Annotated in this window: 14 protein-coding genes, 1 pseudogene and 1 other annotated feature; of the genes and pseudogenes, 8 read left to right on the top strand and 7 right to left on the bottom strand. The window is 31.8% G+C overall.

What is annotated here, in order from left to right; translation table 11 throughout:
* A partial coding sequence (locus SPD90_RS05445) for a CorA family divalent cation transporter (RefSeq protein WP_320924561.1) occupies window positions 1-225 on the bottom strand: 225 nt, incomplete at its 3' end.
* A gap of 348 nt (window positions 226-573) precedes the next feature.
* Between SPD90_RS05445 and SPD90_RS05450 the strand changes: the two genes are divergently transcribed.
* Complete coding sequence (locus tag SPD90_RS05450; protein WP_320625792.1) at window positions 574-795, top strand: hypothetical protein; 222 nt, start codon at window positions 574-576, stop codon at window positions 793-795.
* A 104-nt stretch (window positions 796-899) separates the two neighbouring features.
* Here SPD90_RS05450 and SPD90_RS05455 read toward each other — a convergent pair whose 3' ends face one another.
* From SPD90_RS05455 to thrC, 3 genes are all read right to left on the bottom strand, one after another.
* A complete protein-coding gene (locus tag SPD90_RS05455) occupies window positions 900-1,871 on the bottom strand; it encodes a DMT family transporter (protein WP_331680519.1) in 972 nt (323 codons plus the stop codon).
* 90 nt (window positions 1,872-1,961) lie between these two features.
* Complete coding sequence (gene thrB, locus SPD90_RS05460) at window positions 1,962-2,855, bottom strand: homoserine kinase (RefSeq protein WP_320924562.1); 894 nt, start codon at window positions 2,853-2,855, stop codon at window positions 1,962-1,964.
* Window positions 2,856-2,864: 9 nt separating this feature from the next.
* The gene (gene thrC, locus SPD90_RS05465; RefSeq protein WP_331680520.1) at window positions 2,865-4,376 is read right to left on the bottom strand and encodes a threonine synthase; all 1,512 of its coding nucleotides are present in this window, start codon (window positions 4,374-4,376) and stop codon (window positions 2,865-2,867) included.
* Window positions 4,377-4,396: 20 nt separating this feature from the next.
* Window positions 4,397-4,629, bottom strand: a binding site (T-box leader).
* Between the two features lie 820 nt (window positions 4,630-5,449).
* Here thrC and SPD90_RS05470 point away from each other — a divergent pair.
* The 7 genes from SPD90_RS05470 to SPD90_RS05500 are packed head-to-tail and all read left to right on the top strand — an operon-like array spanning window position 5,450 to window position 13,026.
* Window positions 5,450-6,472 (top strand): FecCD family ABC transporter permease, encoded by a 1,023-nt coding sequence (locus tag SPD90_RS05470; RefSeq protein WP_320924563.1) that lies wholly within the window; start codon window positions 5,450-5,452, stop codon window positions 6,470-6,472.
* A complete protein-coding gene (locus SPD90_RS05475; RefSeq protein ID WP_320626743.1) occupies window positions 6,469-7,584 on the top strand; it encodes a TM1266 family iron-only hydrogenase system putative regulator in 1,116 nt (371 codons plus the stop codon). Before SPD90_RS05470 ends, SPD90_RS05475 begins: the two co-directional genes overlap by 4 nt.
* Window positions 7,577-8,620, top strand: a complete 1,044-nt coding sequence (gene hydE, locus SPD90_RS05480) for a [FeFe] hydrogenase H-cluster radical SAM maturase HydE (RefSeq protein WP_320924564.1) — start codon at window positions 7,577-7,579, stop codon at window positions 8,618-8,620. The genes SPD90_RS05475 and hydE overlap by 8 nt, the downstream gene beginning before the upstream one ends.
* A gap of 20 nt (window positions 8,621-8,640) precedes the next feature.
* Entirely contained in the window at window positions 8,641-9,408 is a 768-nt protein-coding gene (locus SPD90_RS05485) for a nitrogenase iron protein NifH (RefSeq protein WP_320924565.1), read from the top strand.
* Window positions 9,408-10,742 carry a nitrogenase component 1 gene (locus SPD90_RS05490; protein ID WP_320924566.1) on the top strand — a complete coding sequence of 445 codons (1,335 nt, stop codon included), beginning with the start codon at window positions 9,408-9,410 and terminating at the stop codon, window positions 10,740-10,742. The genes SPD90_RS05485 and SPD90_RS05490 overlap by 1 nt, the downstream gene beginning before the upstream one ends.
* The gene (locus SPD90_RS05495) at window positions 10,723-11,856 is read left to right on the top strand and encodes a nitrogenase component 1 (RefSeq protein WP_320924567.1); all 1,134 of its coding nucleotides are present in this window, start codon (window positions 10,723-10,725) and stop codon (window positions 11,854-11,856) included. Before SPD90_RS05490 ends, SPD90_RS05495 begins: the two co-directional genes overlap by 20 nt.
* Window positions 11,857-11,874: 18 nt before the next feature.
* Window positions 11,875-13,026 carry an ABC transporter substrate-binding protein gene (locus SPD90_RS05500; RefSeq protein ID WP_320924568.1) on the top strand — a complete coding sequence of 384 codons (1,152 nt, stop codon included), beginning with the start codon at window positions 11,875-11,877 and terminating at the stop codon, window positions 13,024-13,026.
* A gap of 57 nt (window positions 13,027-13,083) precedes the next feature.
* Here SPD90_RS05500 and SPD90_RS05505 read toward each other — a convergent pair whose 3' ends face one another.
* The 3 genes and pseudogenes from SPD90_RS05505 to SPD90_RS05515 all read right to left on the bottom strand — a co-directional run.
* Complete coding sequence (locus SPD90_RS05505; RefSeq protein ID WP_320627008.1) at window positions 13,084-13,659, bottom strand: chromate transporter; 576 nt, start codon at window positions 13,657-13,659, stop codon at window positions 13,084-13,086.
* Entirely contained in the window at window positions 13,653-14,249 is a 597-nt protein-coding gene (locus SPD90_RS05510) for a chromate transporter (protein ID WP_320924569.1), read from the bottom strand. The genes SPD90_RS05505 and SPD90_RS05510 overlap by 7 nt, the downstream gene beginning before the upstream one ends.
* Before the next feature lie 266 nt (window positions 14,250-14,515).
* Window positions 14,516-14,705, bottom strand: a pseudogene (locus tag SPD90_RS05515) (IS1595 family transposase); the annotation flags it as partial.

The raw sequence follows: 14,705 nt of genomic DNA on the forward strand, positions 1-14,705 counted from the left end.
TATAGGTATATCTATAAGAATTAGTATGTGATTATCCTCTACATCAATTCTAGAGCGTTCTTCTGCATCTAAAGCGGCATTTATACTGTCTATATCTAAATCTAAAATATCAGATAATTCTCCGATTTCTTCGTTATTAGGTTCGACTAAATTCACCCAGCATCCGTCTTCGTATGAATTTAGCTTTTCTAATTTGCCTTCAATAGTTTTGTAATATCTTATCAAAATAACACTTCCTTATTCAGTTATATATTTAGTACACTTATATATCTATAAAATGACTAAAATTTATAACGGAATAAGTAGTCTATTTATAGATAGCTAAGTGAAAAATTAATCGACGATAGGTACAAGGGACTAGCGTCCATTTTCATCACTCTCCTATATTTTTTTCTACCTTAAAATAGAATACCTTTTTTAGGAGAATAAATCAAGTTAAATTTGTTTTGCCATGTATAATTTTATATTTGTTATAATTTTGTTAAAAAAATTTAACATTTTGAAAGGTATTATATTACCTTTGTCGAATAATTAAATGGAGGTAGGAAAAATTTTGAGAAAGGAGTTATAACTATGAATAGATTTACGGAAGTGGAAAAAGTAAAAATATACGCAATAATAAAAGAAAGAGAAGTACAAATTAAAGAAAAAATACAAGAACTAGAAGCAAATGAAACGAGTTATAATTCTAACGACATGAAATCTGAATACGATATGATACTCAAATATCTTTATGAAGAAAATAAGCTTATTGAAAATATTTTAAAAAAATTTAAGGATATTGTATCTATTTAAAATTTAAGGAAATTAATTAATGTTTTTAATAACTGAAAAAGAGACTGCTTTTTTAGGAATTGGTTCATTGTCACCTCAAAAAAGCAGTCTTTTTTAGTTTTGATTTAATTTTTAGCATCATTAGTTTTATTTACGATGTAAATTCCCAGACACACTAGAATTAGTGCCACTAGATTTTTTAATTTAAACACATCTTCAGATAAAATAACTGCTGATAATATAGTTCCAAATATAGGTGTTAGGAAATTAAATACAGATATTTTTCCTACAGGATTGTATTTAAATAGTGTAGTCCAAAGGCTAAATGCTATAGATGATAGTAATGCTAAATATAAGAATAAAAGTGTAGCATTGATAGATGAAAAATGAAGTCTGCCACCTCCTATAAGCCCTAAAGTTATAAGTATAGCTCCACCTATAAGAAGCTGATAGCCTGTGACTATCATTGGATTGTCTTCTACCTTAGTTATCTCCTTACTTATTATAGAGCCAAGTGCAAATGCAAATGCCGATATAAGAAGGCATCCTTCACCTAAAAAGCTTATCTGACTGTCTATTTCGCCTGTTAGATTTACTATTATAATGCCTATAAATCCTACTATACATCCGAGACTTTTTCTGAAGTTTAGCTTGTCGTCTTTGTAGATAAAATGTGCTAAAATAACCATCATAAAAGTAGATGTTGGATTTAAAATAGCCCCTTTAAAGCTAGAAGCATATGAAAGACCTATATAGAAAAATACATATTCCATAGTAGTCTCTACAAACCCCAATAGAGCTATTCCCTTTAGAGATCCCTTTTTTAATGTAGGAAATTTTTTTAGTAAAAAAGCAGTTATAATCAAAACAAAAATTCCAGCTAAAAAGAATCTTCCACCTGCAAAAAGTATCTTCGAAAAAATATCATCTGCACCGATTTGAAATAATTCGTATCCAAGTTTTACGCAAGGAAAGGCACTTCCCCACAGCCCAGTACAAAGAATAGAGCAAAATATAATGCCAGTATTCTTTTGAAAAAAGTTGAGTTTTTCGTTTGTATTTATTGTTTCTTCCATAGATCCTCCTAAAATATCCATTATAAAAGCCTTCCAAAAAGAGGAAAGCTTTTATATATAGTATATATTAAATTACATTTATTGTAAAAAATTATTATCTATTATTAGAAATTAAACTTGCTTGCAGTAAGCACCTTCAGCGTCACAATGTAAGTCTAATATTTGCCAATCATCTTCTAAAGTAGATAGATAATCATTCATTTTGTCTAAGATTTCCTTGTCGCTATCTTTAGCTAAAGTCATAATAGTAGGACCTGCACCACTTAAGAAAGTTCCAAGTGAATCTAGGGTATTTGCATAAGCTACTATATCGTCGTAGTTGTTTATCAAATGGCTTCTGTAATCTTGATGGAATTTGTCTTTACATGCAACCTTTACTAAATCTAAATTGTTGTTTGTAAATGCTGCTATTAAAAGAGCACATCTTGATACATTGAAAACACCGTCTTTATGAGGTATTTGTTTTGGAAGTACGGCTCTAGCTTTTTCTGTTGATAATTCGAAATTAGGAACCATAGCTAAAAATCTTATTCCATCTGGAACCTTGATCTTTTCGTGATATAGGTTTCCATCCTCCATAAATGCTATTATCATATTTCCATATATAGCTGGTGCTACGTTATCTGGATGACCTTCAAGCTCTATAGCTAATTTTAGTATTTCATCCTTTGATAAATTAGCTTCACTAAGTACATTTGCAGCCATAAGACCTGCAACTATACAAGTTGAACTACTTCCAAGCCCTCTACATATTGGGATGTTGTTTTCAAATGAAATTTTTATACCCTTAGGTATTTTTTTTGGTTTAACCTTGTCGTAGAAATATAACATAGTCTTATATACTAAGTTATCTTCATTTGCAAAAGCTTCTTCACATTCTCCAAATTCTAATCCTTCTTCTATTTCTTCAAAAGTAAATTTGTTAAATAAATCTAAACATAATCCAAGACAGTCGTATCCCGGACCTATGTTTGCACTTGTAGCTGGTACATAAACTTCTAACATTTTAATCACCTATTTTCCTAAAAATTTTATTATTTCTGATTTAAGCTCATCTTTTTCACAAGTAATATTGTGTCTGATTTCTAAATCTTTAAGTGTCTTTATTGGCCCAGGTATTTTTGTATTGCTTACATCAGATAATTTATCTATTATTTCAAAATCATCTAAGCTATCATCTACAGATGAGATTGAATTTAAAACATCTTTGCTGAATTTGTAAGGGCTAGCTGTGCTAACTATTACAGTTTTAGTTAAGTCTTTTGTGTCTTCTACGTATTTTTCATAGCAAGAGTATGCTACAGCAGTATGAGTATCTAGTAGGTAACCATATTTATCGAATACTTCTTTTATAGTGTCTTTTACTACTTCTTCTGTTGCATATCCGCCGTAGAAAGAAGATAAGTTGTCTTTCATATTTTGATCTATTTCATAAACTCCCTTAGTGTTTAGGTTGTTTATTAATTCGTTTACTTTTTCTGCATCTCTACCAGATATTTCAAATAATAATCTCTCTAGGTTGCTAGATATAAGTATATCCATTGATGGAGATGTAGTTAATTTAAGCTCTCTGTTTTTGTTATATACTCCAGTTGTAAAGAAGTCGTAAAGCACGTTGTTGTCGTTTGAAGCACATACAAATTTATTTACTGGAAGTCCCATTTGCTTAGCAAAGTAGCCTGCTAGTATATTACCGAAGTTACCAGTTGGAACTACAAAGTTTACTTTATCTCCTAGTGATATTTCGTTTTCTTTGACTAATTGTAAGTATGCATAGAAATAGTAAACTACTTGTGGCAATAATCTACCCATGTTAATTGAGTTAGCTGATGATAATATATATCCTTTTTCTTTTAATTCTTTGTTGAAATCTTCATCTGCAAATATATTTTTTACACCAGTTTGTGCATCGTCGAAATTTCCGTTAATTCCTACAACACAAGTGTTTAGACCCTTTGTAGTCTTCATTTGTAGCTTTTGTATAGCACTTACTCCATTTTCTGGGAAGAATACTACTATTTTAATTTTGTCTACATCGCTAAATCCTTCAAGAGCTGCTTTACCAGTATCACCTGAAGTGGCAGTTAGTATTACAACTTCTTCTTGTAGGTTGTTTTTTTCGATTGCAGTTTTTAGTAGATAAGGCATTATTGTAAGTGCCATATCCTTAAAAGCACATGTAGGTCCATGGTATAATTCTAAGATGTAATCATCTCCTACTTTACTTATCGGAGCTATTTTTTCTGTATCAAATTTTTCGTCGTAAGCGCTCTCTATGCAGTATTTTAATTCTTCTTCAGAATAGTCAGTTAAAAATTCTTTTAAAATGACATATGCTAGTTGTTTATAATCTAAATCAACTAAGTTTTTTAACTCCTCGCTTAAATTTTTAAAGCTAGAAGGTACATAAAGACCTTTATCAGTAGATAGACCTTTTATTATTGCTTGTGAAGCTGTTATTTTTTCGTTATTACCTCTTGTACTTAAAAAATACATATTTTCTTTACCTCCTAATTTTTTTGACAATTAAAAAACTCCCGTCCCTAAATAGGGACGAGAGTATAAATTCCCGCGGTTCCACCCAAATTGATTTTATAAAAAATCCACTTGAACTTGTAACGTAAGCTAAACGTCGTATCTTACTAAAATCTATTTAAGATAACTTCAGCACGAAGCTCCTAGGTAGTTTTCAATTTCTCAAGTTAAGGAAATCTCTCAGCCTATGAATTTCCATCTCTAGTAACTGAACTAAATTTACTCGTCTAATCATCGCTTTTATTTAATATTTATTATGTATAAGATTTTAAGTGATTAATTTATTAAAGTCAAGTGAAAAAATGGAAATATAAAGAAATTTTGACAGATTTGTAACTTTTAACCGCTATGTTTAATAAATTTGAAAGGAATTATTAACGAAATCTTTACTTGTAAAATAGAAAAATATATTATAATATTAATATATAAGGGTTAGCAAATGTATATTAAAAAAAAGGGAAAAAGGGATATTTGGAAAAAAGAACTATGAAATAAATTTATTCATATATAGTTCAAAAATTTGTTTTAACATTTATTTATAAAGAGGGAGGCGTAAAAATGGCAATAGTATTAATAACAGCTTTATTAGTAGTGATTATGTTAGGACTTTCATTTTTATCTTATTTATCTGAAAATAATTTATTAGATGATACCAATGCAGAAACTAAATAAATTAATATAATAAAAATTGAATTTCAAGTAGAAAAATACAAGGGTGGAGGAAATTTCTCCACCCTTTATTCGTTTTTCTTTAAATTTTTACAAAAGTTTACATTTTTCTACTGATGTGATATACTTTCATTATGATATGTACGAAAACTTATTTTGAGATTTAGTTTCAGAATGAGTAGATTTTAATTTAATACTAGCACTAATAAAATATTTAATAATCGCTTCTAAGTTAAAAGTATACCTGATAATTAAGATCGATTATGGATGTATTTATTTTATTTCTGACACCAAAATTTACTATTAAGGTGGAAGGCGATATTTTTTAGAAAAAAATTTGTTTAGCTATGCCACTTTTGGTGTAGCTATTTTTAATTTCTAGGGGGATTTATAATATGAAAAAATTTAAGGTAGTTGGAAGTTTATCTTTAATTCAAAAGATAATTTTAATTATACTTCCTGTTTTGGTAGTAATCTTATCTATGGGGATTGGAAGGATGTTTATATCTCCAGTTGAAGTTTTAAAATCGGCTTTTGAAAAATTTGGATATGATTATGTAGTCAATTCTCAGACAGAAATTGTATTGTGGACAATTAGATTTCCAAGAATTTTACTTGCTCTACTTGTTGGAGCTGGGCTTTCTGTGGCTGGATGTGCATTTCAAAGTTTGTTTTCAAATCCACTTGCGACACCAGATACATTGGGGGTAGCATCAGGAGCTAGCTTTGGGGCAGCTTTAGGAATTTTATTGGGATTTAGCTTAATAGGAATACAATTTTGTGCACTTAGCTTTGGTATAATTGCAGTTTTACTTACATATATTTCTGGCACTGGTAAAGGCAACAATATGAACAGTATAGTACTTGCCGGTATAATGATAGGATCACTGTTTTCAGCACTTGTGTCATTTGTAAAATTTGTTGCAGATTCTGAAACACAACTTCCAGCTATTACTTATTGGCTTATGGGAAGCTTGGGTTCAGCGAGCTATAAGACATTGCTTTTAGGAGCTCCGTTTATAATAGTCGGAATTTTCGTGCTTTACTTACTTCGCTGGAGACTAAATATTTTAATGCTATCTGATGATGAAGCGAAATCATCAGGAACTAATATAAATTTACTTAGAGGTATAACAATAATCGCAGCTACTATGGTCACAGGATCATGCGTATCTATGTGCGGTCAGGTAGGATGGGTAGGACTTATAATACCTCATATGTGTAGGATGAAATTTGGAAATAACCACCTTGCACTAGTGCCTGCATCAATAAGTATTGGGGCAATTTTTATGGTTGTAGTAGATACTATCGCTAGAAGCTTAGTAGCGACTGAAATTCCGATTTCAATACTTACAGCGATAATAGGAGCACCATTCTTTATAACACTTATGAGAAGAAGTGGAGGTTGGCAGCTATGATACTTTCAGTTGAAAATGGATGTTTTGCTTACAAGAATTCTAAAGATAAATTACTACTTGAAAATATTAACTTTTCTGTAGAGCCAGGTGATTTTGTGGCAATCCTCGGTCCAAATGGAGCTGGGAAGACTACATTACTTAGATGTATAATGGGATTTTTGAAATGGAAAAGTGGAAAGAGTACATTAGATGGAGTAGATATAAGAAGTATTTCACATAAAAAATTATGGAAAGATATTGCATATGTTCCTCAGGCAAAGACTACAGTTGCAGCGTATACAGTAGAAGAAATGGTCTTACTTGGAAGAAGTAGTCATTTTGGAATGCTGTCTATGCCAAAGGAAAAGGACTTAGAGATAGTAAACAGAGTAATGGAGGAAATGAATCTTACTAGATTTGCAAAGAAAAAATGCTCTCAAATAAGTGGTGGAGAGCTTCAGATGGTACTTATTGCTAGGGCATTAGTATCTGAGCCAAAAATACTTATACTAGATGAGCCAGAATCAAACTTGGATTTTAAAAACCAGCTGCTTATTTTAGATACTATGACGAAGCTTTCAAATCAAGGTATAAGCTGTATATTTAATACGCATTATCCGACACATGCACTACAAAGGGCGAATAAAGCGTTTTTACTTAGTAAAAGTGGAAAGTATTTATTTGGCGAAACTAGAGAGGTTATAACAGAAGAAAATATAGAAAAGGCATTTGGAGTAAAGGCAGTAATTGGAGAAATTGAAACTCCAAGCAATATCTTAAAAGACGTCATACCTCTAGAAATCACTAATACTAGCGATTTAGATGCACTTTTGGATAAAAGCGAATTGTCTGATGAAAGAAAGGTCGCAGTTGTATCTATAATTGCTGAGGATTCGAGTATTTCAGATAAAATAAATAAATTAATAGGTCAAAATAAAAAATACATAATAGGTCGTATGGGAATGCCTTATGAAGAAAAGGGTATATCTATTATAAATGTAACTTTAGATGCACCTGAACATGCAATTCAATCTCTAGTAACTCAGCTTGGTCATCTATCAGGTGTCAGCGTAAAAGCTATATATTCCCAAGTTGATTTTAAAGAGAAAAAAGGATGTGAAAAGGTTGAATAATGTAGAAATAATAGATAAGTTAAACGAAAACAAATGTCTTTCTTTTTCTGAGTGGGAACAGCTACTAGAAACATTTACAGAAGAAGATGCAAAATACGCAGCTGATATTGCAAGAGAAATAGCTGTCAGTAAGTTTGGCAAGAAGATATTTTTCCGTGGTATAGTCGAGTTTACAAATTACTGTAAAAACGACTGCTACTACTGCGGAATAAGATGCTCAAATAAAAATGCAGTTAGATATAGATTGTCTAAAGAGGATATTTTATCCTGCTGTGAAGAGGGGTATAAATACGGTTATAGAACCTTTGTACTCCAAGGAGGTGAAGACAGACATTATACAGATGATATGATAGTCGATATTGTATCTGAAATTCACCAGAGATTTCCAGACTGTGCTATAACGCTTTCGATAGGAGAAAAGGAGAGAGAGTCTTATCAGAGATTTTTCGATGCTGGGGCTAGGAGATACTTACTTAGACATGAGACAGCAAATGAAGAGCACTACAGAAAGCTTCATCCAGAAAAACTCTCTCTAAAGCATAGAATGAATTGTCTTAAGGATTTAAAGGAAATAGGATATCAAACTGGATGCGGATGTATGGTAGGAAGTCCATATCAGACAATAAGTGATCTATGCGAGGATATGATATATATGAGTGAATTTAAGCCTCAGATGATAGGAATAGGTCCATTTATACCACATAAGGATACTCCATTTAGAGACTTCGAGTCAGGAAGCGTCGAGATGACATTATTTTTATTAAGCCTATGTAGAATAATGCTTCCAGATGTACTTCTTCCAGCTACGACAGCTCTGGGGACAGCAAAATCGGACGGAAGAAAATTAGGAGTTTTATGTGGAGCAAATGTTATTATGCCTAATTTATCACCTATAGCAGTTAGAAAAAATTATTTACTATACGACAATAAAGCTATAAGCGGTGAGGATGCAGGTGAAAACTTAAGAGTTTTGCAAGATCATATGAGTGAAATTGGATATGAAATAGTTGTAGATAGAGGAGATTACAGAGGATAGATATAAGGGGGATTTAGATTATGATAAAAATAGCAGTTTATGGAAAAGGTGGAATAGGAAAATCAACTACAATTTCTAATTTATCTGTGGCATTAGCTAAAAAGGGATTAAAGGTCATGCAAATAGGATGTGATCCAAAGGCAGATTCAACAACTAATCTACATGCTGGAACTAAGATAAATACAGTCTTAGATCTAGTACGTGAAAAGAAGGACAACTTCGAATTAGAAGATATGGTAGTAGAAGGATATAAAGGAATCTTATGTGTAGAAGCAGGTGGACCAACTCCAGGAATGGGATGTGCTGGAAGAGGTATAATAACTGCACTAGAAAAGCTAGAACAAAAAGGCGCATATGAAAAATATAAACCTGATGTAGTTTTCTACGATGTATTAGGAGATGTAGTCTGTGGAGGCTTCTCAATGCCTATGAGAGGTGGATACGCAGACAAGGTATTTATAATAACTTCTGGAGAATACATGTCAATCCACGCTGCAGCAAATATAGCTATGGCAATAGATAACTTCAAGGATAGAGGATACGCTAGCCTAGGTGGAGTTATTTTAAATAAGAGAAACGTAAAAAACGAGGAAGAAAAAGTAAATGAATTTATAGAAAATGTAAATTCAAAATTAGTCGGAACTCTAGACAGAGACGAAATAGTAATCCAAGCAGAGGAAATGAAAAAGACAGTTATAGAAGCTTTCCCAGATAGCCCTATGGCAAAAGAATACGAAGCACTTGCTGAGAGCTTACTTAAGGCATGTGAAAAGGAGGCAGCTAAATAATGCTAAAACCTATTAGAGAAAAAGAAAGAGATGCTTGCGTTTTAATAAAAGATGCAAAATTTCCTGCACCATTTGATTCTAGACTTGAGTTTTCATGCTCAGCTAGGGGGACTTGGAATATAGTTCATATAGGAATGCTTATTCCTGAAATTCACCAAATATTTGTATGTGCTCAAAGCTGCCTTAGAGGTGTTGTCTTAACTGCAGCTGAGATGAATGCTATAGATAGATTTTCTAACATAATAGTCAGAGAAAACAACGTACTAGAAGGTGATACAGAGGATTTAATAATAGAAGGTGTTGGAGATATTTTATCTAAGCTACCTTATAAACCAAAGGCAGTTTTAGTATATACTAGTTGCGTTCACCATTTTGTAGGATGTGATTTGCCACTAGTATATAAGAGACTTAGAGAAAAATATCCAGATATAGAATTTACAGATTGCTATATGAACCCTATTATGAGAAAAAGTGGGCTTACACCAGATCAAATAATGAGACGACAATTATACAGCCTACTAGATAAAGAAGAATTAGAAGAAAAGAGCGTAAATATAATTGGAAATAACTACTCAACTGATGAAAGCAGTGAATTAGTAAAAATCATAAGAGACAATGGATTTACTCTTAGAGAGATTACAGATACTAAGACTTATGCAGAATACAAAGAAATGGGCAAGAGCTCTATAAATATTTCCTACAATCCTGTAGCTAGAGAAGCAGGTAGATATCTAGAAGAAAAATTAGGTCAAAAGCATCTATATTTACCTCTATGCTATGGATTTGAAGAAATAGAAAAGAATTTAGACTTACTTTGTGAAAATCTAGGTGTAGAAAAGATAGACTTTGAAGAAAATAAAAAAGCAGCTACAGAAGCTCTAAACAAGGCTCAAAAGGTAGTAGGAGATACTCCAGTAGTTATAGACTATACACTTACTATGAGACCTCTAGGACTTGCTAGACTTCTTTTAGAACATGGGTTTAATGTAGAGAGTATATATGTAGATAGCTTTATAGCAGAAGAGCAAGAGGACTTCAATTGGCTTAAGGAAAACTATCCAAATATAAAAATCTACGCGACAATACACGTAAAAATGCGTTTTGTAGATAGAAAAAGCGATGAAAAAATACTAGCTCTAGGTCAAAAGGCAGCGTATTTCACAGGAAGTAATAATTTTGTAAATATAGTCGAAGGTGGAGGAATGTACGGATTTGACGGAATAGTGAAATTAGCAGATCTTATGATTGACGCCTTTTTAAACGAAAAAGATGCTAAAAAATTAATACAATTCAAAGGATTGGGGTGTGAAAATTATGAGACAAATTGCAAGTAGAATATCTATTTACTCAGCAGATGCATTTGGAGTGTGCTCAGCTTTATATGAATTAGGCGGACTTACAGTAATGCACGATGCTTCAGGATGTAACTCTACATACAACACTCACGACGAGCCTAGATGGTATGATATCGACAGTATGGTATATATCTCAGGAATATCTGAAATGGAAGCTATAATGGGGGACGACGATAAATTTATAAACGACATAATATATACTGCAAAAGAGCTTTCACCTAATTTTATAGCTATGACTGGAACTCCTATACCAATGATGATAGGAACTGATTTCAAGGCTATTGCATCTATAATCGAAAAAGAGACAAATATACCTACATTTGGCTTTGATACAACAGGTATGCATTCGTATATAGATGGAGCGTATAAAGCTTTTGAAGCTTTAGCTAAGAGATTTGTATGTGAAAAATCAGATGGTACAGATGGCAAAAAAAGAGTCAATATAATAGGAGCTACACCATTAGATTTTTCTGTAAATAAAAGCGTCGAAGCTATGAAGGAATTACTAGAATCAGATGGATTTGAAGTAGTAAGCACTTGGGCTATGGGAAGTACTTTAGAGGATATAAAAAAATCTTCAATTGCTGATGTAAACTTAGTAGTATCTTATTCAGGCATGGGCGCTGCTAAATATTTATACGAAAAATTTGGTATTCCTTATGTAGTAGGTACACCATTTGGAAAAAAATTTGCAGAAATAGTTTTAAAGGATTTAAACGAAGCTATGAAGACAAAAGAAAATAAAATAGCTTATAAAAATAAAAAAACAGTAGAAAATGCAGACATAACTATAATAGGTGAAAGTATTATGTCAGAATCTCTAGCATGTGCTATAGCAGAAGAAAAAGACAAGACAGTAAAAGTAATATCAGCTTTAGAAACAGATGAAAGACTTCTTTTAGAAGGAGACTGTATAGCTATGGATGAAGAAGAGATAACATCTTGCTTAAAGGGTGCAAAAGCTATAATAGCAGATCCACTTTATAAGCCTATTTGTCCAGTTGATTCAAACTTTATATCTTTGCCTCATGAGGGATTTTCAGGGCGAATTTATAGAGATGAAATACCTAATATAATTAATAAAATTTTATAAGAGAGGGGAATTTTATAAATGAAAAAATTCAAAAAATTAATATGCATGTTACTAATAGTAACTATGTTACCAGTATTTGGGGGATGTTCATCAACATCTAAATCAAGCTCTAGTTCAGCTTCAAGTTCAGCAGCATCATCAAGTGCTAGCGACACAATAACTATAACAGACCAAGCAGGAAATGAAGTTACACTTCCATCTAAAATCGAACGTATAGCAGTTTGTGATATACTACCACTTCCATCAGTTTTAGCAATATTCTTTAACTCAGCTGATAAAATAGTAGGTATGTCAGAACCAAGTATGACTGCAGCTAAAAACGGACTTTTAGGACAATTATATCCAGAAATATTAAATGCAGATACAAGCTTCATAAAAGACAGTGAAGTAAATACAGAAGAATTATTAAAATTAAAACCAGATGTAGTATTCTACGGAGCTTCAGATCCAGAAATAGGAGCAAAATTAAAAGAAGCTGGATTTAACGCTGTTGCAATATCAGTTAACAAATGGGATTATGACTGTATAGAAACTTTAAACAACTGGATAGACTTATTAAGCCAAATATTCCCAGAAGATGCTAAAGCAGATAAAGTAGCAAAATACAGCAACGAAATTTACGATATGGTTCAAGATAGAGTAAAAGATATACCAGAAGATGAAAAAGCTAACGTATTCTTCTTATTCAAATACGATGAAACTTCAATAGTTACGTCAGGTAATCAATTCTTCGGAAGCTGGTGGGCAAAAGCTGTAGGAGCTAAAAACGTAGCTGACGATATAGACAAAGACAATGCAGTACCAATTAATATGGAACAAATTTACGATTATAATCCAGAAATCATATTTGTAACAAACTTCACTCAAGCTCAACCAGAAGATTTATACAACAATACTATAGGTAGCAACGACTGGAGTAAAATAAAAGCTGTTCAAGACAAAAAAGTTTACAAAACTCCTCTAGGAATGTACAGAAGTTATACTCCAGGAGCAGATACTCCAATGACTCTATTATGGTATGCTAAGACTATATATCCAGATTTATTTGAAGATATAGACTTAAACGAAGAAGTTGAAAAATACTATAAAGAAGTATTCGACGTTGAATTAACAGAAGAACAAGTAGAATCAATATTTGCACCAACATCAGATGCTGCTAAAGGATTCTAGGATAATATAAAAAAATACCACTAGTCGCAAATTCTACGATTGGTGGTATTTTTGATTTTACGCAACAAATCCTGTAATTAAGTAAAGTAGAGTTCCAACAACACCACTACCTAATATCACAGTTATAGCGTTCATCTTATATTTTCTAAGTGCGTACAATCCAGTTATAAATATTCCGCATTCAATAAACCTAAAATCGCCTATCTTAAAGCTAGAGATGTCGGCATTAAAAAGTGCTAGCATAAGTATCGACATGCCAGCAGAAGCTATTAAAGCGACTACAGCAGGTCTTAGTGAAGCTAGTACAGTTTGAACACCTGAGAAGCTTCTGTATTTGTAGTAAAAATACGCTAGTGTTAAACAAATTATAAATGAAGGTATAATACATCCTAAAGTACAAATTATAACTCCAAAAGGACCAGCAAGACGAGTGCCGACAAATGTAGCTGAATTTATAGAAATAGGTCCAGGAGTCATCTCAGCTATAGTAATTAAGTCAGTGAACTCCTCCAAAGTCATCAATTGATGCACATTTACTATCTGATCTTGTATAAGTGGAATGGCAGCATAACCACCTCCGACACTAAATAAACCGACCTTTAAAAAACTGAAGAATAATTTTAAAATTAGCATCTTTGACTACCTCCCTTTACTCTATTTTTATTTAGCTCTAATATTAAATCTACAATGCCTATTGAAAGGCAGACTAATATAACATTCATAGCGCTTACTTTAAGTAGGCAAGTCGCCACAAATCCAACTAACATCATAGCGATATATAAATATCTCTTTGTCTTTATTACATTTTTCATAAGGTTTATAACTACATCGAAAATTACTGCAGCAACTCCAGCTCTCATGACTTGAAGAGCAATTGCTATATATTTATTAGTTCTAAATTCTGTATAAAATATTGATATTATAGATATAATAACCATCGGAGGTATTATAGTCCCTAAAATAGCGACTATAGATCCTAAAATTCCGCACATACGATATCCTATAATAACTGATGCATTTACAGGAAGTGGCCCTGGAGAAGATTGTGTTATAGCCGTTATATCTAACATCTCGTCTTCATCTAGCCATCCTAATTCCTCTACAAATTTCTTTTTCATAAGCGATACGATTACAAATCCGCCACCGAAGGTACATGAACTCAGTACGAACATCGACTTGAATAAATTCCACAAAATAAACGATTTTGATTGTTTTTCCTTCATAATATTATCTCCTTTTGTTCGAAGTTATTTACAAGTTTATTATATTAGCTATTTTATTATAAGTAAAATATATAAGCTTTATAAAAGTGATAGGTAAATATATATAATAGGAAATAATTAACAAGAAATATTAATGAATGAATATTATTTAATATCTATCTATAGCGAAGCTACTACCATCTCTACGTGCCATTATGAATATATTTAAGAACTTTGTGAAGAATTATAGTTCTAAACATCTCTTTTTATAAAATAAAATTTATTCATTATAATAACTCTACAAATCTATTTTTTATCATATACTGAGTAATATAAAGATCTCTTGTCGCTAATTCCATAAATAATTCCTTTATTCGATTAAATTCTTTATATTTCTTACTTATAAATAAAAATTTAAACCACGTTAAATAATTATTTAAATACTTAGTGGCAACCCCATTAAAATTTCTCATCCAT

The organism is Intestinibacter sp. (assembly GCF_034113885.1).
Classification (GTDB): Bacteria; Bacillota; Clostridia; order Peptostreptococcales; family Peptostreptococcaceae; genus Intestinibacter.

What these genes read in the sequence shown, in the direction of transcription:
- SPD90_RS05470 (WP_320924563.1), top strand. Translation starts at nt 5,450, where the DNA reads ATGAAAAAATTTAAGGTAGTTGGAAGTTTATCTTTAATTCAAAAGATA.
- SPD90_RS05485 (WP_320924565.1), top strand. Translation starts at nt 8,641, where the DNA reads ATGATAAAAATAGCAGTTTATGGAAAAGGTGGAATAGGAAAATCAACT.
- thrB (WP_320924562.1), bottom strand. Translation starts at nt 2,855, where the DNA reads ATGTTAGAAGTTTATGTACCAGCTACAAGTGCAAACATAGGTCCGGGA.
- SPD90_RS05500 (WP_320924568.1), top strand. Translation starts at nt 11,875, where the DNA reads ATGAAAAAATTCAAAAAATTAATATGCATGTTACTAATAGTAACTATG.
- SPD90_RS05475 (WP_320626743.1), top strand. Translation starts at nt 6,469, where the DNA reads ATGATACTTTCAGTTGAAAATGGATGTTTTGCTTACAAGAATTCTAAA.
- SPD90_RS05495 (WP_320924567.1), top strand. Translation starts at nt 10,723, where the DNA reads ATGAGACAAATTGCAAGTAGAATATCTATTTACTCAGCAGATGCATTT.
- SPD90_RS05490 (WP_320924566.1), top strand. Translation starts at nt 9,408, where the DNA reads ATGCTAAAACCTATTAGAGAAAAAGAAAGAGATGCTTGCGTTTTAATA.
- SPD90_RS05505 (WP_320627008.1), bottom strand. Translation starts at nt 13,659, where the DNA reads ATGCTAATTTTAAAATTATTCTTCAGTTTTTTAAAGGTCGGTTTATTT.
- SPD90_RS05455 (WP_331680519.1), bottom strand. Translation starts at nt 1,871, where the DNA reads ATGGATATTTTAGGAGGATCTATGGAAGAAACAATAAATACAAACGAA.
- SPD90_RS05510 (WP_320924569.1), bottom strand. Translation starts at nt 14,249, where the DNA reads ATGAAGGAAAAACAATCAAAATCGTTTATTTTGTGGAATTTATTCAAG.
- SPD90_RS05450 (WP_320625792.1), top strand. Translation starts at nt 574, where the DNA reads ATGAATAGATTTACGGAAGTGGAAAAAGTAAAAATATACGCAATAATA.